Genomic DNA, 26,784 nt, shown 5'->3' on the forward strand with positions numbered 1-26,784 from the left:
CTGCTGCTGGCCGACGGCGGCGCGGTGCTGGCCGCCGCGATCGGCGGGGCGGCCTGGGCGCTGACCGGCGGCGGCAAGCCCGGCCCGCACCCCGGCCCGACCCCGCAGCCGACCGGCTCCGGCGGCTCGCCGTCCCCCGTGCCCTCCCCGACCGCAAGCCGCCCGCCGGGGGTGGCGCCGCAGCCGGTGTGGAGCCACCGGATGGAACACTCGGGCGTCGGTGGCACCACACCGCTCTGCGTGGGCGACGTGGTGCTGCTCTACGGCGTCGGCAACGTGGTCGCGGTGAACCTCCAGGACGGCGGCCCGCGCTGGTCCAAGCCCGAGGAGGGCGCGATCGGCGTGGGGGCGGCCGCCGGTTCGATCGCCTACGACGGCAACGACCTGGTCAGCGTCGACCCGTCCTCGGGCGGCGTGCGCTGGAAGTACACCCCCAGGACCGGCCCCGGGGTGCCCGCCCGGATCGACGCCTCCACGGTGCTGGCCGCCGACGAGCACGCCGTCTACGCCCTGTGCAGCTACCGGCCGCTGACCGCCGACGGTGAGCCCGATCTGGAGGCCAAGTCGACCCCGGGCATCTTCGCGCTCTCCCGCGCGGACGGTTCGGTGCTCTGGGACCAGCACCGCAAGGACGGCGCGGACACCAGCGGGGTGTCCGCGGTGCTCGCCGGCGACCTGCTGCTCTACACCGACTCGCAGCAGAACCTGGTGGCCCGCAGCACCGCCCACGGCGACCAGCGCTGGTTCGTGGACACCGACTCGCACGGCGTCTACCTGCCGGTCACCGACGGCGAGCGGCTCTACTGCTCCGCCGGCGGCGGCGGACTGCAGGCGATCACCCTGGCCACCACCAAGCAGGCCTGGGTGAAGTCGCGCCCGCCGGGCAGCAAGGACCTCTGGTACAGCGCGCCGACGGTCAGCGACGGCGTCGTCTACACGGTGCTGGGCGGCACCACGATGACCCAGTACGGCGCCACGCCCAGCGCCGGCCCCACGGTGATCGCCTACGCGGCGGGCGACGGCCAGGAGCTCTGGCGGCTCCCGCTGCCCAACGAGTGCTCGATGGACGCGAGCCCGATCGTGGTCCAGGACACGCTCTTCGTCTCCACCGACACCCAGGGCGTCTACGCGATCGACCTCAAGGCCCACAAGCTGCGCTGGATCTTCGTCAACGGCGTCTCCAGCGGCGTTCCGTGGCAGTTCGCCACCGACGGTCACCTGCTGATCGCAGCCCAGGACGACCGGGTCTACGCGCTGCCCCCGGTCTGAGCACCGCCCCCGGTCCGCCCCCGCTCCCCCGCTCCCCCGCAACCCCCCTGCCCCACCGCCCCCGGTCCGCCAACGCCCGCGCGGGGGCCCGTCCAGGTCCGGACCGGACCTGCCGCGGGCCACCCGTACGCGCGCGGCCGCCGCTCGTCAGACGTTGACGCCGAAGTCCTGCGCGATGCCGCGCAGCCCGGAGGCGTAACCCTGGCCGATGGCGCGGAACTTCCACTCGGCACCGTTGCGGTAGAGCTCGCCGAAGACCATCGCCGTCTCGGTGGAGGCGTCCTCGGTCAGGTCGTAGCGGGCGATCTCCTGGCCGCCGGCCTGGTTGACCACCCGGATGTAGGCGTTGCGGATCTGGCCGAAGTTCTGCAGCCGGGTCTCCGCGTCGTAGATCGAGACCGGGAAGACGATCTTCGACACGTCGGCCGGGACGGCGGCCAGGTTGACCTTGATCGTCTCGTCGTCGCCCTCGCCCTCACCGGTCAGGTTGTCCCCGGTGTGCTCGACCGAACCGTCGGGGCTGGTGAGGTTGTTGAAGAAGACGAAGTTCGCGTCCTTGGTCACCTTGCCCAGGTCGTTGCAGAGCAGCGCACTGGCGTCCAGGTCGAACTCCGCGCCGGTGGTGGTGCGCGCGTCCCAGCCCAGGGCGACCAGCACGGCCGTCAGGCCCGGGGCCTCCTTGGAGAGGGAGACGTTTCCGCCCTTGCTCAGGCTGACACCCACAGGATCCTCCATGATCAGGGAGGCGTCTGTCGGCGCCCCCGTGGTGCGGCCCGGGGCCCGTGGTACGGGTCCTCGGTCCTGCCAACAACCCGATCGTAGTGCCGGGTCCGCACCCGGTCACCGATACGGCCCGGCGTGGCTGGGGCAATCCCCGTCACACCGGGCCGCAGGGCCGGCCGCAGGGGCCGCTCAGAGCGCGCCGAGGACCGTCAGGTACTCCTGCTCGTCGCGGGCGTCCGGCAGGCCGTTGACGATCGACCAGCGCACCACACCGGACTTGTCGATCACGAAGGTGCCGCGCACCGCGCAGCCCTTCTCCGCGTCGAAGACGCCGTAGGCCTCGGCGAGCGCGCCGTGCGGCCAGAAGTCCGAGAGCAGCGGGTACTCCAGGCCCTCCTGGTCGGCGAAGACCCGCAGCGTGAACGGCGAGTCGACGGAGACCGCGAGCACCTGCACGTCGTCGTTCTGCAGGCGCGGCAGCTCCTTCTGGATCGCGCACACCTCGCCGGTGCAGACACCGGTGAAGGCGAACGGGTAGAAGACCAGGACGACGTTCTTCTCGCCCCGGTAGTCGGAGAGCCTGACCAGCTCGCCGTGCTGGTTCTTCAGCTCGAAGTCCGGAGCCTGGGTGCCGACCTCGATGGCCATGGTGACGACCTTTCTCAGCGGTGCGCACGGCGCAGCCCCACGCACACGGGTGACCTGGCCGGCGTCGCGGCCGACCGCGGCCACATCCTCGCATCTGATGAGCCCCGTTCGGCCGAACGAGTGAGGCGGAGGGCTCCCGCGGGCCGAGTTTCGCCCGGGGCGAACAGGCCGGCCGGCGGCTCGCACAGGCGGCGGCCGGATGCGGACGGGCCCTGCTGGAGGAAGCTCCAGCAGGGCCCGTCGGCCATGCCCGTACGCGTGCCCGGCGTACCCGGGAGGGGACCCGCGGCCCGGTCGGCGCGCGGCGGCTACCGCCGCCCCGCGGCGGCGGGCCCGCGGGGCGTCAGCGCCGGCCGGACTTGGCGGCCTTCGGCGTTGCCAGCCGGGTGCCGGCCCACTCCTTGGCGACCGACACCGAGCTGGTGTGCGACAGCCCGGCGGTCTGGGCGGCGTCGTTGATCTCGGCCGCCCCGACGTGGCCGTCACGCCCGGTCTTGGGCGTCAGCAGCCAGATCAGGCCGCCATCGGCCAGGTACTCCTGGGCGTCGACGAGGGCATCGGTGAGATCCCCGTCCTCCTCGCGGTGCCACAGCACGACGGCGTCTGCGACGTCGTCGTAGTCCTCGTCGACGAGCTCCGTACCGGTGATCTCCTCGACGCCTTCACGGAGATCCTGGTCAGTGTCTTCGTCGTACCCGAGCTCCTGGACGATCTGGCCGGGCTCGAAGCCCAGTCGGCTAGCCGGGTTGGACTTGTCCGCGGGGTCCGCGGTCGCGCTCACGGGAATAACCTCCAGTATTTCGGCCTGGCATCGGTGCCAAGGCTGTGGCCGTAGTCCACACGGGCGCGGCGGTTCGCGCAAGTACCCGACCCCCGATCCCACCCAAAGGTTGACGTGTCGTAGCAAGACGCGCCGGATCCTGTGCCGCGAATCACACCGATTTGCCCTTTTGCGGACCGTTCGCCCATGCTGCGGATGCCACTCCGCGTGAGGCAGGCCGGCAGCCCGTGCGCACCCCCGGCTGTCCACCCCACTGCCCGCGATGCGAACGGCATTCGAGACCAGCGCGATCACGGGCGTAGAGTCTCCTGTTGGCCCTCACCCCGACCGCCCGCCATCGGACGAGCGGGGTACCTGGAGCAGTCCAGGAAACAGGTCGGACCACCTCTTCGTAACACCCGGTGGCGCGCACCCGGACAATGACGCCCGGCGAGCACCGCCTGACCGCCCCGCCCACCAGGCGAAGCGGTTACCCATCGGTAGAGATGACGGATCTCCGAGTTGCGGTACACGATGGAGGCGGCGCGACACACCTCAGTTTCGACCGACAGTGAAGGAACAGCGTGGCTTCCGGATCCGATCGCAACCCGATCATCATTGGCGGCCTTCCGAGTCAGGTCCCGGACTTCGATCCCGAGGAGACCGCGGAATGGCTGGAGTCGCTTGACGCGGCCATCGACGAGCGGGGCCGTGAGCGTGCCCGCTACCTGATGCTCCGCCTGATCGAGCGCGCCCGCGAGAAGCGTGTCGCCGTGCCCGAGATGCGCAGCACGGACTACGTCAACACCATCGCCACCAAGGACGAGCCGTTCTTCCCCGGCAACGAGGAGATCGAGCGCAAGGTCCTCAACGCGACCCGCTGGAACGCGGCCGTGATGGTCTCCCGGGCGCAGCGCCCGGGCATCGGCGTCGGTGGCCACATCGCCACCTTCGCCTCCTCCGCGTCGCTCTACGACGTGGGCTTCAACTACTTCTTCCGGGGCAAGGACGCCGACGGCGAGTCCGGCGACCAGATCTTCTTCCAAGGCCACGCCTCCCCCGGCATCTACGCCCGCGCCTTCCTGCTGGACCGGCTCAGCGAGCAGCAGCTGGACGCCTTCCGCCAGGAGAAGTCCAAGGCGCCCTACGGCCTCTCCAGCTACCCGCACCCGCGGCTGATGCCGGACTTCTGGGAGTTCCCGACCGTCTCGATGGGCCTGGGCCCGCTCGGCGCGATCTACCAGGCCCGGATGAACCGCTACCTGGAGCACCGCGGCATCAAGGACACCTCCGACTCGCACGTCTACGCCTTCCTGGGCGACGGCGAGATGGACGAGCCGGAGTCGCTGGGCCAGCTCTCGCTGGCGGCCCGCGAGGGCCTGGACAACCTGACCTTCGTGGTGAACTGCAACCTGCAGCGCCTGGACGGCCCGGTCCGCGGCAACGGCAAGATCATCCAGGAGCTGGAGTCGCAGTTCCGCGGCGCCGGCTGGAACGTCATCAAGCTGATCTGGGACCGCAGCTGGGACCCGCTGCTGGCGCAGGACCGCGACGGCGTGCTGGTCAACAAGCTGAACACCACGGTGGACGGCCAGTTCCAGACCTACGCGACCGAGACCGGCTCGTACATCCGCGACCACTTCTTCGGTGACGACCTGCGGCTGCGCGCCATGGTCGAGAACATGTCCGACACGCAGATCCAGCACCTGGGTCGCGGCGGGCACGACCACAAGAAGGTCTACGCGGCCTTCAAGGCGGCCCGCGAGCACCAGGGCCAGCCGACCGTGATCCTGGCGCAGACCGTCAAGGGCTGGACGCTGGGCCCCAACTTCGAGGGCCGCAACGCCACCCACCAGATGAAGAAGCTGACGGTCGAGGACCTGAAGCGCTTCCGCGACCGCCTGCACATCCCGATCACGGACAAGCAGCTCGAGGAGGGCTACCCGCCCTACTACCACCCGGGCAAGGACTCCGAAGAGATCCAGTACATGCACGACCGGCGCAAGGAGCTGGGCGGCTACATGCCGACCCGCAAGGTGCGCCCCACGCAGCTGACCCTGCCGGGCGACGAGGCGTACAAGGGCACCCTCAAGGGCTCCGGGCAGCAGACCATCGCCACCACCATGGCGTTCGTCCGCCTGCTCAAGGACCTGATGCGGGACAAGGGCATCGGCAACCGGTTCGTGCCGATCGCGCCGGACGAGTACCGCACCTTCGGCATGGACTCGCTCTTCCCCTCCGCCAAGATCTACAACCCGCTCGGCCAGACCTACGAGTCGGTCGACCGCGACCTGTTGCTGGCCTACAAGGAGTCCCCGACCGGCCAGATGCTGCACGACGGCATCTCCGAGGCGGGCTGCACCGCCTCGCTGATCGCCGCCGGCTCGTCCTACGCCACGCACGGCGAGCCGCTGATCCCGGTCTACGTCTTCTACTCGATGTTCGGGTTCCAGCGCACCGGTGACCAGTTCTGGCAGATGGCCGACCAGCTGGCCCGCGGCTTCGTGCTCGGCGCCACCGCCGGTCGCACCACGCTGACCGGCGAGGGCCTGCAGCACGCCGACGGGCACTCGCACCTGCTCGCCTCGACCAACCCGGCCGTGGTCGCCTACGACCCGGCCTACGGCTTCGAGATCGCGCACATCATGAAGGACGGCCTGCGCCGGATGTACGGCTCCTCCGCCGAACACCCGCACGGCGAGGACGTCTTCTACTACATGACGGTCTACAACGAGCCGATCCAGATGCCGGCCGAGCCCGAGAACGTGGACGTGGAGGGCATCCTCAAGGGCGTCCACAAGTACCGCGAGGGCACGGCCGGCGAGATCCCGGCGCAGATCCTCGCCTCGGGCGTGGCGGTGCCGTGGGCCCTGGAGGCCCAGCGCATCCTCGCCGAGGAGTGGAACGTCCGGGCCGACGTCTGGTCCGCGACCTCCTGGAACGAGCTGCGCCGCGACGCGGTGGAGGCCGAGGAGTTCAACCTGCTGCACCCGGAGGAGCCGCAGCGCGTCCCGTACGTGACGCAGAAGCTGCAGGGCGCCCAGGGCCCGTTCGTCGCCGTCTCCGACTGGATGCGCGCGGTGCCGGACCAGATCGCCCGCTGGGTGCCGGGTCAGTACCAGTCGCTGGGCGCCGACGGCTTCGGCTTCGCCGACACCCGTGGCGCGGCCCGTCGCTTCTTCCACATCGACGCGCAGTCGGTGGTCCTGGGCGTGCTCACCGAGCTCGCCAAGCAGGGCCGGATCGACCGCTCCGCGCTCAAGGAGGCGATCGACCGCTACCAGCTGCTGGACGTGGCCGCCGCCCACCCGGGCGCGGCCGGTGGCGACGCCTGATCGTCGACGCCTGATCGTTCGATCAGCCGTCCGAGGGCCGGACTCCTTTCGGGGGGTTCGGCCCTCGGGCGTTTTGAGCGGCCGGCGGATCGGGTGTACCGATGAGCCATGACCGTCGCCGTCGCGCTCTTCACCCAGGACCTCCGGCTGCGCGACAACCCCGTGCTGCGGGCCGCGCTGGCCGGCGCCGAGGAGGTGGTGCCGCTCTTCGTCCTGGACGACGGGGTGCGCGCGGCCGGCTTCGCGGTGCCCAACCGCGCGGCCTTCCTGGCCGACTGCCTGCGCGACCTGGACGAGGGCCTGCGGGCCCGCGGCGGGCGACTGGTGGTGCGCGGCGGGGACACCGTCACCGAGACGCTGCGGGTCCTCGCCCGGACCGGCGCCACGGCGGTCCACCTGGCCGCCGGGGTGAGCGGCTTCGCCCGGCGCCGCGAGGAGCGGCTGCAGGCGGAGCTGGGGAAACGGCTGCACGTCCACGACGCCGTGCTGACGGCGCTGGCCCCCGGCGCGGTCACCCCCGCCGGCAAGGACCACTACGCGGTCTTCACCCCGTACTTCCGCGCCTGGCGCCAGGCCCCGCTGCGACGCCCGCTGGCCGCGCCGCGCGCCGTGCGGGTGCCGGCGGGCGTCGAGGGCCTCCCGGTGCCCACCGTCCGGCCCGACTCGCCGGGCCTGCCACCGGGCGGGGAGAGCCACGGCCGGCGCCGCTGGAACGGCTGGCAGGTCGACCGGTACGAGCAGGTGCACGACGACCTGGCGGGCGACGGCACCTCGCGGCTCTCGCCCTACCTGCACTTCGGCTGCCTCTCGGCGGGCGAGCTGGTCCAGCGGGCCGACGGCCCCGGCGGAGAGGCGTTCGTGCGCCAGCTGGCCTGGCGGGACTTCCACCACCAGGTGCTGGCCGCCCGCCCCGACTGCGCCCGCGCCGACTACCGTCCGCGCGGCGACCGCTGGCACCACGACCCGGCCGAGGCCCGGGCCTGGCGCAGCGGGCACACCGGCTACCCGATCGTGGACGCCGGGATGCGCCAACTCGCCCACGAGGGCTGGATGCACAACCGCGCCCGGCTGCTGACGGCGAGCTTCCTGGCCAAGACGCTGCACCAGGACTGGCGGATCGGCGCCGCGCACTTCCTCTCCCTGCTGGTGGACGGCGACGTCGCCAACAACCAGCTGAACTGGCAGTGGGTGGCCGGCACCGGCACCGACACCCGCCCCAACCGGGTGCTCAACCCGCTCGCGCAGGCCAGGCGCTTCGACCCCGACGGCGCCTACGTGCGGCGCTGGGTGCCGGAGCTGGCGGGGGTCCCGGGCGCCGCGGTGCACCGGCCCTGGCTGCTCCCCTACCCGGTCGACTACCCCGCCCCGATCATCGAACTGACCGCCGACCGCTTCCGCCTGGGCCGCCCGGGCGCGAGCTGACCCGCGCCGGCCCGACCTTCCGCGCGCCGGCCGCCCGGGCGGCCCAGCCGGGCAGGACACCGCCCGCGCGCCGCGGCGATGATCGCCCCATGAGAGACGAGATCATCGCCCGGGCCCGCTTCCTCCTCGACGATCTGCACCTCTGCGAGGCCGAGGCGAGCCGCTGGCTGCAGGACTACTTCCCCGACCTCGAACGCGAGGAGCGGGCCCGCTACCTGCACGAGGCCGGCAGCCGCGGACGACCGGCCGGTGCCGACCGTGACGTGGTCCAGGACGGTCAGGAACTGCTGCTGGGCGGCGGTCCCATCGGCGGCCGGAGCGGCTAGCCGGACGGCGTACCCGGCGCCGTCGGGAGCGCCGAAGCGCAGCAGGTGCGGATCGTCCGGCGCCCCGGCCCTCTCCCGGCGGCTCAGATGTGCACGGCCGGCCCGGCCTCGGTGCTGCCGCGCCTGGTCAGCAGACCCAGCGCGGCCGCGACCAGGGCGACCACCGCGGCGGCGGTGAAGGCCAGCGACATCCCGCTGACGAACGAGGTGTGCACGGCGTCCGCCATGGCGTGCACCACCGGCTCCGGGGTGCCCGGCGCGGCGGGCGGGGCGACCCCGACCTGGGCGGCCTGCCGCAGCCCCTCGGCCTGCGCTCCGGTGGGCATCGGCAGCCCGGCCCTCGTCCAGTTCCCGGGCAGCACGTGGGTCACCCGCCCGGCCATCAGCGCGCCCAGCACCGCCGTGCCCAGGCTGCCGCCGACCTGCATGGCCGCCTGCTGCAGCCCGCCGGCCACCCCGGAGAGCTCCAGCGGCGCGTTGCCGACGATCACCTCGGTGGCGCCGACCATGACCGGGCTGATGCCCAGGCCCATCAGCACGAACCAGAGCGACATCACGGCGGTGCCCGAGCCGGTGCCCAGGGTGGCCATGCCGGCCATCGCCGCGGTGGTGAGCAGCATCCCCACCACGATCGGGATCCGCGGCCCGACCCGGCCGATCGCCGCGCCCGCCGCGGGAGCGCCGATGATCATCATGCCGGTCATCGGCAGCAGGTGGACGCCCGCCTGCACCGGCGTCATGCCGTGCACGTTCTGCAGGTAGAAGGTGACGAAGAAGATCGCGCCGAAGAAGGCGAAGGCCATCAGCACCATGAGCAGCGTGCCGGCCGACAGCGGCACCGAGCGGAAGAGGCTCAGCGGGATCAGCGGCTCCTTCGCCCGGGTCTGCCACAGGGCGAAGAGGACCATCGCCAGCACCGCGCCGCCCAGGAAGAGCAGCGTCAGGGGGTCTCCCCAGCCCCAGGCCGGGGCCTTGATGATGCCCCAGACCAGCAGGAACATCGCCGCCGAGAGCAGCAGGATGCCGGGGACGTCGAAGGACTTCGCGGCGTTCGCGACCCGCACGTCGCGCAGGATCCACAGCCCCAGGGCGAGGGCGAGCAGGCCGACCGGGATGTTGATGAAGAAGACCGACTGCCAGCTGACGTGCTCCACCAGCAGGCCGCCGACGATCGGTCCGGCGGCCGTCGAGGCGCCGATCACCCCGGCCCAGATGCCGATCGCCATGTTCAGCCGCTCGGCCGGGAAGGCCCCGCGCAGCAGGCCGAGCGCGGCGGGCTGCAGCAGCGCGCCGAACAGGCCCTGCAGCACCCGGAAGGCGATCACCGTCCGGATGCTGCCGGCGAAGCCGATCGCGGCCGAGGTGGCGGCGAAGCCGGCCGCGCCGACCAGGAAGGTGGCCCGGTGGCCGAACCGGTCGCCGATCTTGCCGGCGGTGATCAGGAAGACCGCCAGCGCCAGCAGGTAGCCGCTGGTCACCCACTGGATGTCGGCCGGCGAGGCGTGCAGGTCGCTCTGGATGACCGGGTTGGCGATGGCGACCACCGTGCCGTCCAGGGCCACCATCATCACGCCGACCGCCACCGTCAGCAGGGTCAGCCAGGGGTTGCCCCGCAGACCGCGGGAGGCGGGGGCGGGGGTGGCGGTGGCACGCGGCGGCGGGGCGTCCGCCTCCGCGCTCCGCAGATCGGGCTGGCTCATCGTCGCGACCTTCCGCAGGAGAGGCGTACGCCGACGTACGCGGGCTTGGGGTGGCGCCCGGGCCCCGCCCGTCCCCACGAGCTCCACGGCCGCGCGGGCGCCACCGGCAGCAGATTATGTCAGCTGCTGACAACAGGCAAATACTGCCGTCTGCTGATGACTGACTTCTGGCCATGACTGTCATCTGGCAGAGCGCTATCGTGGCTCCATGGCCCCGACTCCCTCGGCCGCGACCACTGCGGCCCCCACCGCCGCCTCCTGCCGGGTGCTCGGCCTGCGCGAACGCAAGAAGCAGCGCACCCGCGACGCCCTGGTGGACGCCGCGCACCAGCTCTTCCTCAGCCAGGGCTACGCCCGCACGACGGTCGACGAGATCGCCGCCGCGGTGGACGTCTCGCAGCGCACCTTCTTCCGGTACTTCGCCAACAAGGAGGAGGCCGCGCTCGCGGTGCTCGCCGACGCGGAGGAGTACTTCGTCGAGCGGCTGCTCGCCCGGCCCCCCGCGGAGAACCCGCTGCAGGCGATGCGGGCCGCGATCGGCGAGGCCTGGCGCGACCTGAGCACCGGCGTCCAGGCCGGCGGGCGCAGCGTCACCGCCGCCCTGGAGCTGCTCCAGCTGATCGAGGGCACGCCCACCCTGCTCGCCGCCCACCTGCGCCGCTCCACCGAGCAGGAGCAGCGGGTGGCCGAGATCCTGGCCGAGCGCGAGGGGCTCGACCCGGCCACCGACCTGCGCCCGCGCCTGCTGGCCGCGGTCTTCGGCGCGGTCATCCGCACCTCGCACCTGGCCTGGAGCGGCGAGTGCGACCCGCTCGGCGAGGACGCCCCCGAGGGCATGATCGCCCTCATCGAGCGCCACCTCGACCAGCTCGGCCCGGCGTTGGCCGCCGACTGGCACTGACCGGGCGTCAGCACCCCTCCCCGCACGGGCGATCGGCGCCGCCCGCGACAGTTCTCACCCGGACGTGCGACATTGGCGGGCGCCCGATTGACGCCGCCACGAGCGGCGTCCGACGGAAAACCGCGCCGCCGCCGGGCCGGCCCACCCCCGCGCCGCCACCGACGTGCCAGGTCAGCGCCCTGCGGCCGACTCGCTGCGCCGACCGTGTGACCCAGCCCACAGTTTGAAGCTCCCCCATCGGCCCTTCGCAGCACATACGCTGGCCGACTGGACCACCAGTCGTACCCCCGGGAGTCGAGTTGATGCAGCGCAGGCGGCTGAAGCGCATTCTCATCGGCGCTTTCGCGACCTGCGCGGTGCTGGCCGACGCGGGGGCGGCAGCCGCCCAGGCCGCCGCCTCGGACGAGCAGGTGACCATCACCACACCGCCCGCCGGCAGCGACGCCTGGGTCCACGACCACTCGCTCGGCCTGGCACTGCCCGATCCGGCCACCGCCGCCCCGGCCGCCGTGGCCGCCTTCTTCGCCGGCCTCTCCCCCAGCCAGCAGGACCAACTGGTCCGTGACTACCCGCTGGTGGTCGGCAACCTGGACGGCGCCCCGCTCGCCCTGCGCTACCGGGCCAACGCCCGGGCGCTGACCGAGGAGGTCGCCCGGGCCAAGGTCCGCGCCGCCGACCCGAAGCTGGACTCGGACGAGCGCGCGCTGGCCGCCTCGCGCGCCAACGACGCCCAGGCCCTGCTCGCCCCCGGCCGGCAGGTGCTCGCCTTCGACCCGCGCGGGCGCGGCCTGGTCAGCGAGGTCTTCGGCGACCTGGCGAGCGCCCAGCGCGTCTCGGTGATCGTGCCCGGTTCGGACACCGACCTGGGCCACTTCGACCGCAGCGTCGACCCGCTGCGCTCCCCGGCCGGGATGGCCCGCGCGCTGCGGGCCGAGGAGGCCCGGCAGTCCCCGGCCACCGGGACCGCGGTGATCGCCTGGACCGGCTACGTCACCCCGGTGGGCCTGGGTCCCGACGCGGTGACCTCCCGGCTGGCCGACGCCGGCGCCCCGCGCCTGCTGCGGCTGCTGGCGGGGCTGCGCGAGACCAGCTCCCCCACCTCCCCGCCGTCGCTGGTCTGCCACTCCTACGGCACCGTGGTCTGCGGCACCGCCGCGCCCAAGCTGCACGGCGAGAGCACCGACATGGTGGTCCTGGGCAGCCCCGGGATGGGCGTGCAGGACGCCGCCGACCTCGGCACCGGCGTGCACCTGTGGGCCACCCGCAACCCCAGCGACTGGATCGGCAACGTGCCGTACCTGGAGGTCGGGGGCCTGGGCCACGGCGCCGACCCGACCGGCTCGGACTTCGGCGCCGAGGACATCTCCTCCGAGGGCGCGGCCGGCCACACCGGCTACTTCAACCCCGGCACCGCCAGCCTGCGCAACTTCGCGGCCATCGCCCTGGGGCACTACCAGTCCGTCAGCTACCGCACCACCTGACGCCCCGGCACCTGACGCCCCGGCACCTGACGCCGCGCCGGCTGACCCGAGGTCGGCCGGCGCGGCGCCGCCACTCCTACTCGCGGGCGGCGGCGGTGGAGCTCATGTCGGGGTAGCGGTTGCCCGCCACCTCGCCCGCGATCGGCTCCAGCTCGGCGAGTTCGGCCCCGGTCAGCCGCAGGGTGGCCGCGGCCGTGTTCTCGGCCAGCCGGGCCCGCTTGCGGGTCCCCGGGATCGGAACGACCGTCAGGCCGTGCACCTCGGCGCGCTGGTGGACCCAGGCGAGCGCGACCTGGGCGGCGCTGACCCCGCGGGCGGCGGCGATCCGCCGCACGGGGGCGACCAGCGCCGCGTTGGCGGCCGCGTTGGCGCCGGTGAAGCGCGGCTGGGTGCGCCGGAAGTCGTCCGCGGCCAGCTCGCCGGCGTCGGCGAACGAGCCGGTCAGGAAGCCGCGGCCGAGCGGGGAGTACGGCACCAGGGCCACCCCGAGCTCGGCGGCCACGCCGACCGCGCTGAGCTCCACGTCGCGCGAGAAGAGCGACCACTCCGACTGCAGCGCGGCGATCGGGTGCACCGCGTGCGCCTCGCGCAGCTCCGCGCCGGTCACCTCCGACAGCCCCAGGTGGCGCACCTTGCCGGCCTGCACCAGCTCGGCCATCGCGCCGACCGACTCCGCGAGCGGGACCTGCGGGTCGCGGCGGTGCATGTAGTACAGGTCGATGACCTCGATGCCCAGCCGGCGCAGCGAGGCGTCGACGGCGCTGCGCACGTAGGCCGGGTCGTTGCGCACCGCGCGGTAGGCCGGGTCGTCGGCCCGGCGCTCGATGGCGAACTTGGTGGCCAGCACCACCCGGTCGCGGTGCGCGCGCACGAACGGGCCGACCAGTTCCTCGTTGTGCCCGCTGCCGTAGACGTCGGCGGTGTCGAAGAGGGTGACCCCGGCCTCCAGCGCGGCCTCCAGGGTGGCCAGGGCCTCCGCGGTGTCGGTGGGACCGTAGAACTCGCTCATCCCCATGCAGCCCAGGCCCTGGGCGCCGACGAGCGGGCCGCCGGCGCCGAGCCGGACGGTGGGGAGGGTGACGAACCGGCTCATGTGCGTGGCTTCTTTCCCGTATAGAAGTCGATCTTGTGGTCGAGGACCGCGAGGGTCGCGTGCAGGTCGGCGATCTTCTGCCGCACCTCCGCGCGGTGCGCCACCAGCAGGTCGCGGCGTCCCTCGACGGTGGCGTCGCCCTCCCGGGCCAGCTCCACGTAGCGGAGCATGTCGGCCACCGGCATCCCGGTCAGCCGCAGCCGGCCGAGGAAGGCCAGCCGGGCCAGGTCGCCGTCGCTGTAGAGGCGGCGGCCGGCGTGCGAGCGGTCCACCGGGTCCAGCAGGCCGATCCGCTCGTACCAGCGCAGCGTGTGGGCGCTCAGGCCGGTGGTCGCGGAGACCTCGCTGATCCCGTGCCGGGGCCGGCGGTCGGGCCCGGCGGCCGCGGCGACGGAGTCCGGTTCGGACACGGCCTCGGCCTCGGCCTCGGCAGAGGCACGGACGGCGGTCATACGGTTCCCCCAGTGGCGCGACGACGTACGCCCGACGCTATCGAGTTGGAGCGCACTCCAAGCAAGCGGACCACGCCGTCGCACAGGAGTTCCGTAGAGTTCCGTCCATGCAGAGCTTGCGGATGATCGAGGACTGGCCGGTGCCGACGGCGGCCGTGGCGGTGGTACGGGGCGCGGACGGCGCGCTGCTGGGGTCGCACGGCCCGCAGCGGCACCGCTTCCCGCTGGCGTCGGTGACCAAGATGCTGGCCGCCTACGCGGCGCTGGTCGCCGTCGAGGAGGGCGTCTTCGAGCTGGACGACCCGGCCGGCCCGGCCGGCTCCACGGTCCGCCACCTGCTCGCCCACACCTCGGGCCTGGCCTTCGACGACCACCGCACCGTGGCCGAGCCCGGCACCCGGCGGCTGTACTCCAACGCCGGCTTCGACGTGCTCGCCGAGACGCTGGCCAAGGCCGCCGGGATCCCCTTCGAGCGCTACGTGGCCGAGGCCGTCTTCGAGCCGCTCGGCATGGCGGACAGCGCCATCGACACCACCCACCGCACCCCGGCCGGCGCCGGCGGCGTCTCCACCGCTGCCGACCTGGCGGCCTTCGCCGCCGAGTTGCAGGCGCCGCGCCTGCTGGACCCCTCCACGCTGACCGCCGCCACCCGCCAGGTCGCCTTCCCCGGCCTGACCGGGGTGCTGCCCGGCTTCGGCCACCAGCGGCCCAACGACTGGGGGCTCGGCTTCGAGATCCGCGACCACAAGGCCCCGCACTGGACCGGCGCCACCAGCTCGCCGGCCACCTTCGGCCACTTCGGGCAGTCCGGCACCTTCCTGTGGGTGGACCCGCAGGCGGGCGCGGCCTGCGTGGCGCTGGCCGACCGGGACTTCGGCCCGTGGGCGGCCGAGGCCTGGCCGCCGCTGACCGACGCCGTCCTCGCGGAGCTGCGCGCCTCAGCGGTCAGCTCGGGTCCGCCCCGAGCTTGAGGCCCGAGTGCATCTCCCAGAGCAGCAGCTCGGCGCCCTCGGGCCCGGCCATCGGCGCGGCGAACGCCTCGCCGGTGATCCGCACGCTGTCCCCCGGCTCCAGCGAGCGGCCCTGGCCGCGCGGACCGGGCAGGGTGCGGTAGCCGAGCGAACCGCGCGTCAGGTGCGCGTAGCGGTAGGGGGCCTGGGGCAGGTCCGGCAGGGCCTGCCCCGGTCCGGCGGTGACCAGGTACAGCGCGGCGTCCGAGCGGCGCAGCCGCAGCGCCTCGCCGTCCGCGTCCCGCTCCAGCCCGGAGGCCAGCAACTGGAGCCCCTCGCCGGGCGAGGCGCGGCGCAGTCCGTACGCCGGGGGCGCGTCGAAGACGTCGGGCTGAAGCCACATCTGCACGAATCGGACCGGGACGTCGGCCCCGCCGACGGTGCGCTCCGTGTGGGTGATCCCGCTCCCGGCGCTCACGTGCTGCACCATGCCCGGGCGCACCACCCCGGCGTGGCCGTCACCGTCCCGGTGGGCGAGCGCGCCCTCCAGCACCCAGGTCAGCAGCTCGACGTCCCGGTGCCGGTGCGCCCCGAAACCGGCCCCCGGCGCCAGGAGCTCCTCGTTGCACGCCTGCAGCGCGCCGAAGTGCGTGTTCCTGGGGTCGTAGTGGCCGGCGAAGGAGAAGGCGTGCCGGGTCTGCACGCCCGGTTCGGGCTCGGAGCGGTAGCGCTCGGCGGTGCGGCGGAGGTCGGCCTTGGGGCGCGCGAGGTCGGTCACAGCCACTCACCGTAGCCGCTGGCCACGGCAGCGCGGCCGCGCAGCGGCGGGGGGTGGGCGCGAAGAGCACGCGCGGTGAGGCAGTCTTGTCCCTGTGCCAGCCCCCACAGCTCCCTCCGCCGACGACCAGCACCCGCCCGCCGCCAAGCGGTCCGCGAGAAGGGCCGCCGGCTCCGGCGCGACGGCGGTGGAGCGCCGGCTCGCCGCCGAGCGCGCCGAGCTGCGGGCGGCCACCCTCAAGCGCCTGGAGAAGGCGGCCGGCAAGCTGGCCACCGCGGCCATCACCAGGATGGACGACCAGCTGGGCTGGTACCGCCGGATGCCGCCGGAGCACCGCTCCTGGATCGGCCTGGTCGCCCAGGCCGGCATCGCCGCCTTCACCGAGTGGTACCGCCACCCGGACGCCCCGCAGGCGATCAGCACCGACGTCTTCGGCACCGCCCCGCGCGAGCTCACCCGGGCGATCACCCTGCGCCAGACGGTGGAGCTGATCCGCACCACCATCGAGGTGATGGAGGAGGCGATCCCGGAGGTCGCCACGCCCGGCGACGAGGACGGGATGCGCGAGTCGGTGCTGGTCTACGCCCGGGAGATCGCCTTCGCGACCGCCCAGGTGTACGCCCAGGCCGCCGAGGCGCGCGGCGCCTGGGACGCCCGCCTGGAGGCGCTGGTCGTCAACTCGCTGCTCTCCGGCGACGCCGACGAGGGAGTGCTCTCGCGGGCGGCCGCGCTCGGCTGGGGACAGCCCAGCCAGGTGCGGGTGGTGATGGGCAGCGCCCCCGACGGGGACAGCGAGGCGGTGGTCGAGGCGATCCGCCGGGCCGCCCGGTACGCCCGGCTGCACGTGCTGACCGGGGTCCTGGGCAAGCGCCTGGTGGTGGTGGTCGGCGGCGACAAGGAGCCGGTGCACGCCGCCCGGGCGCTGATCGGACAGTTCGCGCCCGGTCCGGTGGTGGTCGGCCCGACCGTGAGCGACCTGCTCTCGGCCACCCGCTCCGCGCACGCCGCGGCCGCCGGTCTGCGGGCCTGCGCGGCCTGGCCGGACGCCCCGCGACCGGTGCTCGCCGACGACCTGCTGCCCGAGCGGGCGCTGGCGGGCGACCAGGTGGCCCGCCGTCAGCTGGTGGAGGAGATCTACACACCGCTCGACGAGGCCGGCTCGGCACTCCTGGAGACGCTGAGTGTCTATCTGGAACAGGCCTCCTCGCTTGAGGGGGCCGCCCGGATGCTGTTCGTTCACCCGAATACGGTGCGATACCGGCTCCGTCGTGTGACTGACGTCACGGGCTACGCGCCCTCCGATGTACGCTCCGCGTTCACTCTGCGCATCGCACTAGCTCTGGGCAGGCTCGAGTCCCACGTGGAATAAAACGGACCCCCTGTAGAGATTCCACAAGCCGAGGTCCTTTTCTTCGTTACCGTCGCCTACCCGCCCTCGGGCGCCTGGCGAGAGAGGGTTGAACCGTGCTCGTAATCGTCGCCCCTGGACAGGGTGCCCAGACTCCCGGATTCCTCAACCCCTGGCTCGAGCTGGACGGCGTTGCCGACCAGCTGCGTCAGTGGTCGGACGTGGCCGGAATCGACCTGGTGCACTACGGGACCGAGGCCTCCGAGGAGGAGATCAAGGACACCGCCGTCGCCCAGCCGCTGCTGGTCGCCGCCGGCCTGGTCACCGCCGAGGTGCTGCTGCCCACCGAGGCCCCGACCCGCAAGCTGCTCGGCGCGGTGGCCGGCCACAGCGTCGGTGAGATCACCGCCGCCGCGCTGGCCGGCGTGCTGAGCCCGGCCGACGCGCTGACCTTCGTCGGCGAGCGCGGCCGCGCGATGGCCGCGGCCGCCGCGGTCACCGAGACCGGCATGATCGCGGTCCTCGGCGGTGACCCCGAGGAGGTCGCATCGAAGCTGGCCGACCACGGCCTGACCGCGGCCAACAACAACGGCGGCGGCCAGATCGTCGCGGCCGGCACGCTGGACCAGCTCGCCGCACTGCGCGAGGACCCGCCGGCCAAGGCCAAGCTGATCGCCCTCAAGGTGGCCGGCGCCTTCCACACCGAGCACATGGCCCCGGGCGTGACCCGGCTGGCCGAGCTGGCGCCCAGCCTCACGGTGGCCGACCCGGCCGTCGCCTACGTCTCCAACCGGGACGGCGAGGTCGTGCAGTCCGGCGCCGAGGTGCTGGCCCGCCTGGTCTCGCAGGTCTCCAACCCGGTCCGCTGGGACCTGTGCATGGAGACGCTGCAGCAGCTCGGCGCGACCTGCGTGATCGAGCTCTCGCCGGCCGGCACGCTCACCGGCCTGGTCAAGCGCAACGTCAAGGGCGTCGCGACGCTGGCCCTGAAGACCCCCGCGGACCTGGACAAGGCCCGCGACCTGGTGGCCGAGCACCTCGGAGAGGAGAGCGCCGCATGACCGCCCCGCAGATCCGGCCCACCACCGGTGCCGCCTTCTCGCGCATCCTCGGGGTCGGCGGCTACCGCCCGGTCCGGGTGATCCCCAACTCCGAGGTGCTGACCTGGATCGACTCCTCGGACGAGTGGATCCGCACCCGCAGCGGCATCACCGAGCGCCGCTGGGCGGGCCCGGAGGAGACCGTCGCGGAGATGTCGGTGCAGGCGGCCGGCAAGGCGATCGCGCAGGCGGGCATCGACCCGGCGCAGATCGGCGGCGTGATCGTCTCCACCGTCTCGCACTTCAAGCAGACCCCGGCCATCGCCACCGAGATCGCCCAGCGGCTCGGCTGCGGCACCGCGCCGGCCTTCGACATCTCGGCGGCCTGCGCCGGCTTCGGCTACGGCCTGGGCCTGGCGGACGGCATGGTCCGCGGCGGCAGCGCCGAGTACGTGCTGGTGATCGGCGTCGAGCGGCTCAGCGACCTGACCGACGTGCACGACCGCTCCACCGCCTTCATCTTCGGTGACGGCGCCGGCGCCGTCATCGTCGGCCCGTCCGACACGCCCGGGATCGGCAAGGTCATCTGGGGCTCGGACGGCTCGCAGAAGGACGTCATCACACAGACCGAGGCGTGGGACACCGCGTTCGCCAAGCCGGACGCCGTCAACGGCGTCGGCGAGCGGACCAGGTGGCCCGCGCTGCGGATGGAGGGCCAGCCGGTCTTCCGCTGGGCGGTCTGGGAGATGGCCAAGGTGGCCCAGCAGGCGCTGGACGCCGCCGGGGTACGGGCCGACCAGCTCGGCGCGTTCATCCCCCACCAGGCCAACATGCGCATCACCGATGCCATGATCAAGGCCCTCAAGCTGCCCGACTCGGTGCCCGTCGCCCGCGACATCGCCGAGACCGGTAACACCTCCGCGGCCTCCATTCCCCTGGCCATGGAGCGGATGTTGGAGAGCGGGGAGGCCAAGAGCGGCGACCTCGCCCTGATCATCGGGTTCGGGGCGGGTCTGGTCTACGCCGCGGCAGTCGTTACTCTCCCCTAGGCACCAAGCGCGCCTTTCGCACCACCAGCCGGCGCCCCGCATTCCCGCGGAGCACCGGTCACCACCGGAACACCACCAATGAGGAGCAGCCAAGATGGCTACCAAGGACGAGGTCCTGGAAGGTCTCGCCGAGATCGTCAACGAGATCGCCGGTATCCCGGCCGAGGACGTCGAGCTCGACAAGTCCTTCACGGATGACCTGGACGTCGACTCGCTGTCCATGGTCGAGGTCGTCGTGGCCGCCGAGGAGCGCTTCGACGTGAAGATCCCGGACGACAAGGTCAAGGACCTGAAGACCGTCGGCGACGCCGTGGACTACATCCTCGCCAACGCCTGACCCCTTCCGGTGGGGGCGGCCCAACCGCCGCCCCCACCGGGCCCGCCCCTCCCGCCCGTCCCGGTCGGCCCGCTGCACACGTGAGAGAAGAAGAACCAGTGACCGCTGAAAACCGCACCGTGGTCGTCACGGGTATCGGCGCCTTCACGCCGCTGGGCGGCGACGCCGCCTCCACCTGGGAGGGCCTGCTCGCCGGCCGCTCCGGGGTGGCCGCGCTGACCGAGGAGTGGGCGGCCGACCTGCCGGTCCGCATCGCCGCGCGCACCGCGGTGGAGCCCGGCGAGATCCTGCCCCGCCCGCTCACCCGCAAGCTGGACCGCTCCGCGCAGTTCGCGCTGATCGCCGCCCGCGAGGCGTGGGCCGACGCGGGCTACCAGGTCGCCGCCACCGACGAGGCCTCCACCCTCGCCCCCGAGCGCCTGGGCGCCGTGATCGCCTCCGGCATCGGCGGCGTCACCACCCTGCTCGACCAGTACGACGTGCTCAAGGAGAAGGGCGTCCGCAAGGTCTCCCCGCACACCGTGCCGATGCTGATGCCCAACAGCCCCTCTGCCAACGTCGGCATCGAGGTCGGCGCCCGGGCCGGCGTGCACACCCCCGTCTCCGCCTGTGCCTCCGGCGCCGAGGCGATCGGCTACGCGATCGAGATGATCCGCACCGGTCGCGCCGACGTCGTGGTGGCCGGCGGCACCGAGGCCGCGATCCACCCGCTGCCGATCGTCGCCTTCTCCAACATGATGGCGATGTCCAAGAACAACGAGGAGCCGCAGCGCGCCTCCCGCCCCTACGACAAGGCCCGTGACGGCTTCGTGCTGGGCGAGGGCGCCGGCGTGGTGGTCCTGGAGTCGGCCGAGCACGCCGCCGCCCGCGGCGCCCGCGTCTACTGCGAGGCGGTCGGCCAGGGCCTGTCCTCGGACGCCCACCACATCGCGCAGCCCGAGCCGACCGGCTCCGGGGTGGCCCGCGCGCTGGCCCAGCTCTTCGAGTCGACCGGCCTGGACAAGGCCGAGGTGGTGCACGTCAACGCGCACGCCACCTCCACCCCGCAGGGCGACGTCGCGGAGATCAAGGCACTGCGCAAGGAGCTCGGCGAGCACCTGAACCACGTCGCGATCTCGGCCACCAAGTCGATGACCGGCCACCTGCTGGGCGGCGCCGGCGGCATCGAGACGGTCGCCACCGTGCTGGCCCTGTACCACCGGCTGGCCCCGCCGACCATCAACGTCGAGGACCTGGACGACGAGGTGGACGGCGACATCGTGCGCTTCGAGCCGCGTGAGCTGCCGGCCGGCCCGATCGCCGCGCTGAACAACTCCTTCGGCTTCGGCGGCCACAACGTGGTGCTGGCCTTCCGCAGCGTCTGACCCGGTCGTTGTTCAGAGGGGTTGGGCCCGTACGGGCCCAACCCCTCTGCCGTGTCGGAACTCAGACCACCTGGTGGAGCCAGCGGACCGGGGCGCCCTCGCCGGCGTAGCGGAAGGGCTCCAACTCGTCGTCCCAGGGCTTGCCGAGCAGCCGGGACAGCTCCGCCTCCAGGTCGGTGCCCTCGCTGCGGGCCCGCAGCAGCACGGCGCGCAGCCGGTCCTCGGGGATCAGGATGTCCCCGTGGATGCCGGTGACCGCGTGGAAGATGCCCAGCGCCGGGGTGCTGCTGTACCGCTCGCCCTCCGCCGTCGAGCACGGCTCGCTGGTCACCTCGTAGCGCAGCAACTGCCAGCCGCGCAGGGCCGAGGCGAGCCGGGAGGCGGTACCCACCTCCCCCTGCCAGGAGAACTCCGAGCGCCAGTGGCCGGGAGCGGCCGGCTGGCGGATCCAGTCAAGGTTGACCCGCACACCGAGTACGCCTGCCACCGCCCATTCGACGTGCGGGCACAGCGCGCGGGGCGCGGAGTGGATGTACAGGACTCCACGTGTCGTCACCGGGACCTCCAGGCTGTGGACGAGGGTCGCCTTCCCCAGCTGCCTCGTGCCGTGGCCGGTTGGTCCTGGGCGCCACGTGGCCACTCCTGCCCGTTTCCTCCTCAGGTCCATCGACATTCAGTCATGAACTTGAGCAAAACGGACAGGCTTCAACCATGGTAGTCAGTTCCGCAGGGAGGTCTACCCCTGATCGGGATCTCTCCCCCGAACGGCCCCATCCGGCAGTGCCACGGCGGCGCGGCCACGCTATCGCGCCCGGCCGGACGGCGTCTGACGCTCCGTCGGAACGGGCCGCAACACGCCGCACGGGGGTCGCGCGGGGGAACGTCGCGCGCCCCGGCGGGCCTTGACGGCCGACCGGGGCGCGGACGGGAGAGCGATCCCTGACGATGCGTCAGGAGGCGAGCCTGACCACCATCTTGCCGGTGTTCTCACCGCGCAGCAGGCCCAGGAAGGCGTCCACGGCGTGCTCCACCCCGTCCACCACGGTCTCCTCGGAGCGCAGGCTGCCGTCCTTCAGCCAGCCGGCCACCTCCGCCACGAACTGCGGCTTGAGCGCGGCGTGGTCGCTGACCAGCATGCCCTCCAGGCGCAGCCGCTTGCCGATGGCCAGCGCCAGGTTGCGCGGACCGGCCGGCGCGGAGGTGTCGTTGTACTGGGCGATGGCGCCGCAGAGCACCGCGCGGCCGTGCACGTTCAGCGCGCCGATCGCGGCCTCCAGGTGCTCGCCGCCGACGTTGTCGAAGTAGACGTCGATGCCCTCGGGGGCGGCCTCGGCGAGCTGCTCGCGGACCGGTCCGGCCTTGTAGTCGAAGGCGGCGTCGAAGCCGAACTCGTCCACCAGCGCCGCCACCTTGGCCGCCGAGCCGGCCGAACCCACCACCCGGGAGGCGCCCTTGAGGCGGGCGATCTGGCCGACCAGCGAGCCGACCGCGCCGGCCGCGCCGGAGACGAAGACGCTGTCGCCCTCCTTGATCCCGGCCACCGCCACCAGCCCGGCGTACGCGGTCAGGCCCGGCATGCCCAGCACGCCCAGGTAGGCGGAGAGCGGCGCGAGCGCCGGGTCGACCTTCACCGCGTGGGCGGCGGGCAGGGTCGCGTACTCGCGCCAGCCCAGGCCGTGCAGCACCGCGTCGCCGACCTCGAACCCCTCGGCCTCCGAGGCCACCACGTAGCCCACGGCGCCGCCGTCCATCACCGCGTCGAGCCGGAACGGCGGCACGTACGACTTCACGTCGTTCATCCGGCCGCGCATGTACGGGTCGACCGAGAGGAAGGCGTTGCGCACCAGCAGCTGACCCGGCTCCGGCCGGGCCACCGGCGCGTCCACGAGCGCGAAGTCACCGGGGACCGGCCAGCCGTCCGGCCGGGCCTTGAGGTGCCACTCGCGGGCGGTGACGGGTACGGACTGCTCTGCCATCGGTGCGCTCCCTGCTCTCTGTTCCACGCTCGCTGATCCACCTGAAAGGTTGAGGCGGTAAAGCAACCATGGGCATGAAAGGTTCACCTTGTCAAATATTCAGGTAGACTCACGTCATGTCGAACCAGCCTGCCACCGCCCCGGACGCGCCCGCGGTCACCGCCCCGGCCGACGACCTCACCCGTGAGGTCGTGGACCTGATGGCAGGCCTGGTCGCGCTCTTCCACCGGGAGTACGAGGAGGCCGCCGCCGCCCGCTCGCTGACCGGCGCCCAGGCCAAGGTGCTGGCGCTGCTGCGGCGCGGGCCGATGCCGATGCGGCACATCGCGCAGACGCTGAGCTGTGAGCCCTCCAACATCACCGGCATCGTCGACCGGCTCGAGGTGCGCGGCTTCGTCACCCGCCAGGCCGACCCGCAGGACCGGCGGGTGAAGCTGGTCGCGGCCACCGAGGCCGGCCAGGTGGCCTCCGAGGAGCTGCGCGAGTCGCTCAACTTCGCCCGCGAGCCGCTGGCCGCCCTCGACCCGGCCGAGCGCCGGGACCTGCGCGACCTGCTGCGCCGGATGCTCGAAGGCGCTACGCCCTGACCGTGCCGGTCCCCGGGGCCGTGCCCGCCACCGGCCCCTCCCCCGGGCCGCCGCCCCGCCGGAGCCACAGCGCGCGGGCGCCCCGCAGCAGCGCCGCGTAGCCGAACGCCACCAGCGCCAGCGCGCCGTACGCGGCCGCCGGCAGCCCCTCGAAGCCCAGCGCCTCCCCCAGCGCGGAGGGCGGCAGCAGCAGCCCGACCAGCGCGAGCGCCCCCGCCGACCACCAGAGCGTCCTGGGCGCCCGCGCCCGGACGCCACCCAGCCCGTACAGCGCCGGCAGCGCCAGCGCCTGGGTGAGCAGGTTCTCGGTGAACCAGGCGGTGTGGAACATCTGCTCGGCGTCCGGCACCGAGAAGCCCCGGGTCACCTCGCGCATCGCCGCGAACATCGCCAGGTCACCGACCGAGTTGAGCAGCCCGAAGCCGGCGGCGAAGAGCGCCAGCGCGCCCCAGCGCAGCCGCACCGGACGCCGGCCCGGCCGCGGCTGCGGGCCGCTCAGCGCGAAGGAGAGCTGCGCCGCGTCGAAGCAGAGGTTCTGCAGCAGCACCTGGGCCGGCTGCATCGGCAGGAACGGCAGCAGCACCCCGCCCACCAGCATCGAGAGCGCGTTGCCGAGGTTGCAGGAGAGCGCGATCCGCAGGTAGGCCGCCACCCGGGCGACCGCCACCCGGCCGGCCACCACGGCCCGGCCGACCGCCGCCAGGTCCGGGCCCTCGATCACCACCTCGGCCCACGCGCGGGCCGCGCCGACCGCCCCGCCCGCGCTGATCCCCACGTCGGCGGCGCGCAGCGCGGGGATGTCGTTGACCCCGTCGCCCAGGAAGCCCACGCTGCGTCCGCCCGCCCGCAGCGCCCGCACCACCCGGGCCTTCTGCGCGGGGGTGCAGCGGGCGAAGAGCGCGCCCGCGCCGGCCGCCTCGGCCCGCTCGGGCCCGCTCAGCGCGGCCAGCTCGTCGCCCAGCAGCACCGGGCCGGCGGGCAGCGCCAGCGCCTCGCGCAGGCGCAGCGCGGTGCTCGGGTGGTCGCCGGTCAGCACGGTGACCGCCACCCCCTGGCGGGCCAGCTCGGCCAGCGCCCCGGCGGCCGACTCGGCCGCCTCGTCGCGCAGCTCGACGAAGCCCAGCAGCGTCAGTCCGTCCTCGTCGCCGGGACGCGGGCCGCCCAGCGCGGGCGCCGACGCGGCCCCGGCCACCGCGAGCAGCGGCAGCCCCCGCCCGGCGCGGGCCGCCACCAGCTCGGTCAGCTCCGCGCGGGCCGCCGCGTGCAGCGGGCGCACGCCGCCGTCCGCCACCGCCTCGGTGCAGCGGGCCAGCACCGTCTCCGGCGCCCCCTTGACCAGCAGGACCTGCCGGCCGTGCTCGCGCAGCAGGACGCCCGAGCGGCGGCGCACCGGGTCGAACGGCAGCACCTCCAGCACCGGCGCGGGCGGCCCCTCCAGCAGTCCGGCGGCGTCGGCGGCCACCAGCAGGGCCTCGTCGGCGCTCTCCAGCAGGCCCGGATCGGCGTGCAGCAGGGCCGCCTCGCCGGCCACCGCCGCCCAGCGCAGCGGCTGCGGGTCCGGCCGGCCCGCCGGGTCCAGCGAGCCGGCCACCTCGAGCCGGCCGGTGGTCAGCGTGCCGGTCTTGTCGACGCAGAGCACCTCCAGCGCGCCCAGCTCGCCGACCGCGGGCAGCCGGCGCACCAGCAGGCCCCGCCCGGCCAGCTCCCGGCTGCCGCGGGCCTGCACCGCGCTGAGCACCAGCGGCAGCAGCTCCGGGGTCAGCCCGACCGCCGCGGCCACCGCGAACGGCAGCAGGTCACGGCTCCAGCCGTGCAGCAGGGTGTCCGCGCCGACCGTCAGCGGCACCGCCACGAGCATGAAGAGGATCATCGTCCAGACCGCCCGGCGCACCCCGCGCTCCACCGCCGAGCGGGCGGCGCCGCGAGGGGCTGCGGACGGGCGGTGGGCGGCGCCGAAGCGGGTCGCCGCACCGGTGGCCAGCACCACGGCGGTGGCCCGGCCGGCGGCCACCCGGCTGCCGGCGAAGCAGAGCTGCGGCGCCTCGAACGGGCCCTCGCCCGCCACGGGGGGCGCCAGGTCGGGGGCCGCGCGCTCGACCGGCTCGCTCCGTCCGGTGAGCGCCGACTGGTCCACCGTGAGCCCCTCGGCCCACAGCAGCCGCACATCGGCCGGGACGGCGTCGCCGCCGGCGAGTTCGACCACGTCACCGGGCACCAGCTGGTCGGCCGGCACCTCCCGGGACAGCGCCCGCTCCCCCGCCGAGGCCCGCCGGCGCACGGTCGCGGTGCCGGGCAGCAGCGCGCGCAGCGCCCGCAGCGCCCTGGCCGAGCGCCGCTCGCCCAGGTACCGCAGCGCGCAGGCGGTCAGCACCAGGACGCCCAGTATCACCGCGCTGCCCCAGGAGCCGATGGCCGCGCAGATGACGGCCAGGCCCGCCAGCAGGGCGGCGAAGGGGTCGGCCAGGGTGGCCAGCACGCGGCGCGGCCGGCCGGGACCCGGCGGCGGCAGCACGGTGTTCTCGCCGTGCACGGCGAGCCGGCGCTCCGCCTCGTCCTCGGTCAGCCCGCGCGGGGAGGCCTGCACCGCGCGCAGCGCCTGCAGCCGGCTGAGCCGCTCGGGCGGGGCGGGGGCGGCCTGCGCGGCCTCGGGCCACGTCTGCGGCCCATCGGCCGCGGGACCGGGGAGGGGCAGCAGGCGCACCCCGTCCTCAGGCACCGCTGCTCCGCAGCCGGTGCACCTCGCCGCCCGCCGACGCGCCCACCGGTGCTCCCACCGACGCGCTCACCGCGGGGTCGAGCTTCTCGACCATCAGCCGGACCAGGGTCGCCACCTGCGGGTCGTCCACGCCGTAGACCTGGCGCCGGCCCTCGCGGCGGTTGGAGACCATGCCCGCCATCTTGAGCTTGGCCAGGTGCTGGCTGACCGCCTGCAGCGTGCCGCCGACCCGCTCGGCCAGCGTGCCGACGTCGGCCTCGCCCTGGCTGAGCACCCAGACGATGTGCAGGCGCATGGTGGAGGCGAGCAGCCCGAAGGAGGCCGCCGCCTGCTGGAGGAGCTGCGGGGACGGGTCGTCGAGCCTGGTCCAGCCCGTCATCCTGATCGCCCTCTCCATGGTCACTGCGGGGGCACAGTCTAACCGCGGCTCCCCCCGGCGCGAAGGGGATCCGGCAGGCCCCCCTGTGACAGGCCGGTGACCCGGACAACGGGCAGGACGTGCGAGAATTCGGCGGTCCAGAGTGCCGTG

24 protein-coding genes are annotated in these 26,784 nt (G+C 73.8%); 13 read left to right on the top strand and 11 right to left on the bottom strand.

Features of this window, described 5'->3' with window-relative positions; all coding sequences use genetic code 11:
* Positions 1 to 1,269 (top strand): outer membrane protein assembly factor BamB family protein (locus ABD323_RS00770; RefSeq protein WP_344437751.1); only part of this gene is annotated, 1,269 nt, incomplete at its 5' end.
* Positions 1,270 to 1,416: 147 nt separating this feature from the next.
* Here ABD323_RS00770 and ABD323_RS00775 read toward each other — a convergent pair.
* The 3 genes from ABD323_RS00775 to ABD323_RS00785 all read right to left on the bottom strand — a co-directional run bounded on the left by ABD323_RS00775 (position 1,417) and on the right by ABD323_RS00785 (position 3,421).
* A complete protein-coding gene (locus ABD323_RS00775) occupies positions 1,417 to 1,992 on the bottom strand; it encodes a TerD family protein (protein ID WP_344437754.1) in 576 nt (191 codons plus the stop codon).
* A gap of 189 nt (positions 1,993 to 2,181) precedes the next feature.
* Positions 2,182 to 2,640, bottom strand: coding sequence for a peroxiredoxin (locus ABD323_RS00780; RefSeq protein WP_344437757.1), 459 nt, complete (start codon positions 2,638 to 2,640; stop codon positions 2,182 to 2,184).
* A 343-nt stretch (positions 2,641 to 2,983) separates the two neighbouring features.
* Complete coding sequence (locus tag ABD323_RS00785; protein WP_344437759.1) at positions 2,984 to 3,421, bottom strand: DUF3052 domain-containing protein; 438 nt, start codon at positions 3,419 to 3,421, stop codon at positions 2,984 to 2,986.
* A 563-nt stretch (positions 3,422 to 3,984) separates the two neighbouring features.
* Here ABD323_RS00785 and aceE point away from each other — a divergent pair.
* The 3 genes from aceE to ABD323_RS00800 all read left to right on the top strand — a co-directional run bounded on the left by aceE (position 3,985) and on the right by ABD323_RS00800 (position 8,483).
* A complete protein-coding gene (aceE, locus tag ABD323_RS00790) occupies positions 3,985 to 6,735 on the top strand; it encodes a pyruvate dehydrogenase (acetyl-transferring), homodimeric type (protein ID WP_344437763.1) in 2,751 nt (916 codons plus the stop codon).
* Positions 6,736 to 6,843: 108 nt separating this feature from the next.
* A complete protein-coding gene (locus ABD323_RS00795; RefSeq protein WP_344437765.1) occupies positions 6,844 to 8,157 on the top strand; it encodes a cryptochrome/photolyase family protein in 1,314 nt (437 codons plus the stop codon).
* An 89-nt stretch (positions 8,158 to 8,246) separates the two neighbouring features.
* Positions 8,247 to 8,483, top strand: coding sequence for a hypothetical protein (locus ABD323_RS00800; protein WP_344437767.1), 237 nt, complete (start codon positions 8,247 to 8,249; stop codon positions 8,481 to 8,483).
* 83 nt (positions 8,484 to 8,566) lie between these two features.
* Here ABD323_RS00800 and ABD323_RS00805 read toward each other — a convergent pair whose 3' ends face one another.
* A complete protein-coding gene (locus tag ABD323_RS00805; RefSeq protein ID WP_344437769.1) occupies positions 8,567 to 10,183 on the bottom strand; it encodes an MFS transporter in 1,617 nt (538 codons plus the stop codon).
* A 208-nt stretch (positions 10,184 to 10,391) separates the two neighbouring features.
* Between ABD323_RS00805 and ABD323_RS00810 the strand changes: the two genes are divergently transcribed.
* Together ABD323_RS00810 and ABD323_RS00815 are read left to right on the top strand one after the other, a co-directional pair.
* The gene (locus tag ABD323_RS00810) at positions 10,392 to 11,084 is read left to right on the top strand and encodes a TetR/AcrR family transcriptional regulator (RefSeq protein ID WP_344437771.1); all 693 of its coding nucleotides are present in this window, start codon (positions 10,392 to 10,394) and stop codon (positions 11,082 to 11,084) included.
* 302 nt (positions 11,085 to 11,386) lie between these two features.
* A complete protein-coding gene (locus ABD323_RS00815; protein ID WP_344437773.1) occupies positions 11,387 to 12,565 on the top strand; it encodes an alpha/beta hydrolase in 1,179 nt (392 codons plus the stop codon).
* A 76-nt stretch (positions 12,566 to 12,641) separates the two neighbouring features.
* Here the strand turns inward: ABD323_RS00815 and ABD323_RS00820 are convergent, their stop codons facing one another.
* Both ABD323_RS00820 and ABD323_RS00825 read right to left on the bottom strand, forming a co-directional pair.
* A complete protein-coding gene (locus ABD323_RS00820) occupies positions 12,642 to 13,658 on the bottom strand; it encodes an aldo/keto reductase (RefSeq protein ID WP_344437775.1) in 1,017 nt (338 codons plus the stop codon).
* Complete coding sequence (locus ABD323_RS00825; protein WP_344437777.1) at positions 13,655 to 14,110, bottom strand: MerR family transcriptional regulator; 456 nt, start codon at positions 14,108 to 14,110, stop codon at positions 13,655 to 13,657. Before ABD323_RS00825 ends, ABD323_RS00820 begins: the two co-directional genes overlap by 4 nt.
* 107 nt (positions 14,111 to 14,217) lie before the next feature.
* Between ABD323_RS00825 and ABD323_RS00830 the strand changes: the two genes are divergently transcribed.
* Entirely contained in the window at positions 14,218 to 15,081 is an 864-nt protein-coding gene (locus ABD323_RS00830) for a serine hydrolase domain-containing protein (RefSeq protein ID WP_344437779.1), read from the top strand.
* Here the strand turns inward: ABD323_RS00830 and ABD323_RS00835 are convergent.
* Positions 15,056 to 15,838, bottom strand: coding sequence for a pirin family protein (locus ABD323_RS00835; RefSeq protein WP_344437783.1), 783 nt, complete (start codon positions 15,836 to 15,838; stop codon positions 15,056 to 15,058). The two genes, ABD323_RS00830 and ABD323_RS00835, sit on opposite strands and share 26 nt — an antisense overlap.
* Positions 15,839 to 16,058: 220 nt before the next feature.
* On the opposite strand from ABD323_RS00835, the gene ABD323_RS00840 reads away from it, so the two are divergent.
* From ABD323_RS00840 to fabF, 5 genes are all read left to right on the top strand, one after another.
* On the top strand, positions 16,059 to 17,207 hold the full coding sequence (locus tag ABD323_RS00840; protein WP_344438031.1) for a PucR family transcriptional regulator: 1,149 nt from the start codon (positions 16,059 to 16,061) through the stop codon (positions 17,205 to 17,207).
* A gap of 95 nt (positions 17,208 to 17,302) precedes the next feature.
* Entirely contained in the window at positions 17,303 to 18,247 is a 945-nt protein-coding gene (locus ABD323_RS00845) for an ACP S-malonyltransferase (RefSeq protein ID WP_344437786.1), read from the top strand.
* On the top strand, positions 18,244 to 19,275 hold the full coding sequence (locus tag ABD323_RS00850; protein ID WP_344437788.1) for a beta-ketoacyl-ACP synthase III: 1,032 nt from the start codon (positions 18,244 to 18,246) through the stop codon (positions 19,273 to 19,275). The genes ABD323_RS00845 and ABD323_RS00850 overlap by 4 nt, the downstream gene beginning before the upstream one ends.
* Positions 19,276 to 19,369: 94 nt before the next feature.
* A complete protein-coding gene (locus ABD323_RS00855) occupies positions 19,370 to 19,612 on the top strand; it encodes an acyl carrier protein (RefSeq protein WP_344437790.1) in 243 nt (80 codons plus the stop codon).
* Between the two features lie 98 nt (positions 19,613 to 19,710).
* A complete protein-coding gene (fabF, locus tag ABD323_RS00860; RefSeq protein WP_344437792.1) occupies positions 19,711 to 20,976 on the top strand; it encodes a beta-ketoacyl-ACP synthase II in 1,266 nt (421 codons plus the stop codon).
* 61 nt (positions 20,977 to 21,037) lie between these two features.
* Here the strand turns inward: fabF and ABD323_RS00865 are convergent, their stop codons facing one another.
* A complete protein-coding gene (locus ABD323_RS00865; protein ID WP_344437794.1) occupies positions 21,038 to 21,532 on the bottom strand; it encodes a DUF3145 domain-containing protein in 495 nt (164 codons plus the stop codon).
* A 394-nt stretch (positions 21,533 to 21,926) separates the two neighbouring features.
* Positions 21,927 to 22,952 carry an NADP-dependent oxidoreductase gene (locus ABD323_RS00870; RefSeq protein WP_344437796.1) on the bottom strand — a complete coding sequence of 342 codons (1,026 nt, stop codon included), beginning with the start codon at positions 22,950 to 22,952 and terminating at the stop codon, positions 21,927 to 21,929.
* A gap of 116 nt (positions 22,953 to 23,068) precedes the next feature.
* On the opposite strand from ABD323_RS00870, the gene ABD323_RS00875 reads away from it, so the two are divergent.
* The gene (locus tag ABD323_RS00875) at positions 23,069 to 23,539 is read left to right on the top strand and encodes a MarR family winged helix-turn-helix transcriptional regulator (protein WP_344437798.1); all 471 of its coding nucleotides are present in this window, start codon (positions 23,069 to 23,071) and stop codon (positions 23,537 to 23,539) included.
* Here ABD323_RS00875 and ABD323_RS00880 read toward each other — a convergent pair.
* Together ABD323_RS00880 and ABD323_RS00885 are read right to left on the bottom strand one after the other, a co-directional pair.
* Complete coding sequence (locus tag ABD323_RS00880) at positions 23,529 to 26,255, bottom strand: HAD-IC family P-type ATPase (RefSeq protein ID WP_344437800.1); 2,727 nt, start codon at positions 26,253 to 26,255, stop codon at positions 23,529 to 23,531. The two genes, ABD323_RS00875 and ABD323_RS00880, sit on opposite strands and share 11 nt — an antisense overlap.
* Positions 26,248 to 26,634 carry an ArsR/SmtB family transcription factor gene (locus ABD323_RS00885; protein ID WP_344437802.1) on the bottom strand — a complete coding sequence of 129 codons (387 nt, stop codon included), beginning with the start codon at positions 26,632 to 26,634 and terminating at the stop codon, positions 26,248 to 26,250. Before ABD323_RS00885 ends, ABD323_RS00880 begins: the two co-directional genes overlap by 8 nt.
* Between the last annotated feature and the right edge of the window lie 150 nt (positions 26,635 to 26,784).

Origin of the sequence: Kitasatospora nipponensis (genome assembly GCF_039528135.1) — a bacterium.
GTDB classification, from domain to species: Bacteria; Actinomycetota; Actinomycetes; order Streptomycetales; family Streptomycetaceae; genus Kitasatospora; species Kitasatospora nipponensis.

Excerpts from the sequence above, each read along its gene's own strand:
- ABD323_RS00780 (WP_344437757.1), bottom strand. The coding sequence starts at position 2,640 with ATGGCCATCGAGGTCGGCACCCAGGCTCCGGACTTCGAGCTGAAGAAC.
- ABD323_RS00795 (WP_344437765.1), top strand. The coding sequence starts at position 6,844 with ATGACCGTCGCCGTCGCGCTCTTCACCCAGGACCTCCGGCTGCGCGAC.
- ABD323_RS00800 (WP_344437767.1), top strand. The coding sequence starts at position 8,247 with ATGAGAGACGAGATCATCGCCCGGGCCCGCTTCCTCCTCGACGATCTG.
- ABD323_RS00805 (WP_344437769.1), bottom strand. The coding sequence starts at position 10,183 with ATGAGCCAGCCCGATCTGCGGAGCGCGGAGGCGGACGCCCCGCCGCCG.
- ABD323_RS00810 (WP_344437771.1), top strand. The coding sequence starts at position 10,392 with ATGGCCCCGACTCCCTCGGCCGCGACCACTGCGGCCCCCACCGCCGCC.
- ABD323_RS00815 (WP_344437773.1), top strand. The coding sequence starts at position 11,387 with ATGCAGCGCAGGCGGCTGAAGCGCATTCTCATCGGCGCTTTCGCGACC.
- ABD323_RS00820 (WP_344437775.1), bottom strand. The coding sequence starts at position 13,658 with ATGAGCCGGTTCGTCACCCTCCCCACCGTCCGGCTCGGCGCCGGCGGC.
- ABD323_RS00825 (WP_344437777.1), bottom strand. The coding sequence starts at position 14,110 with ATGACCGCCGTCCGTGCCTCTGCCGAGGCCGAGGCCGAGGCCGTGTCC.
- ABD323_RS00830 (WP_344437779.1), top strand. The coding sequence starts at position 14,218 with ATGCAGAGCTTGCGGATGATCGAGGACTGGCCGGTGCCGACGGCGGCC.
- ABD323_RS00850 (WP_344437788.1), top strand. The coding sequence starts at position 18,244 with ATGACCGCCCCGCAGATCCGGCCCACCACCGGTGCCGCCTTCTCGCGC.
- ABD323_RS00855 (WP_344437790.1), top strand. The coding sequence starts at position 19,370 with ATGGCTACCAAGGACGAGGTCCTGGAAGGTCTCGCCGAGATCGTCAAC.
- ABD323_RS00870 (WP_344437796.1), bottom strand. The coding sequence starts at position 22,952 with ATGGCAGAGCAGTCCGTACCCGTCACCGCCCGCGAGTGGCACCTCAAG.
- ABD323_RS00875 (WP_344437798.1), top strand. The coding sequence starts at position 23,069 with ATGTCGAACCAGCCTGCCACCGCCCCGGACGCGCCCGCGGTCACCGCC.
- ABD323_RS00885 (WP_344437802.1), bottom strand. The coding sequence starts at position 26,634 with ATGACGGGCTGGACCAGGCTCGACGACCCGTCCCCGCAGCTCCTCCAG.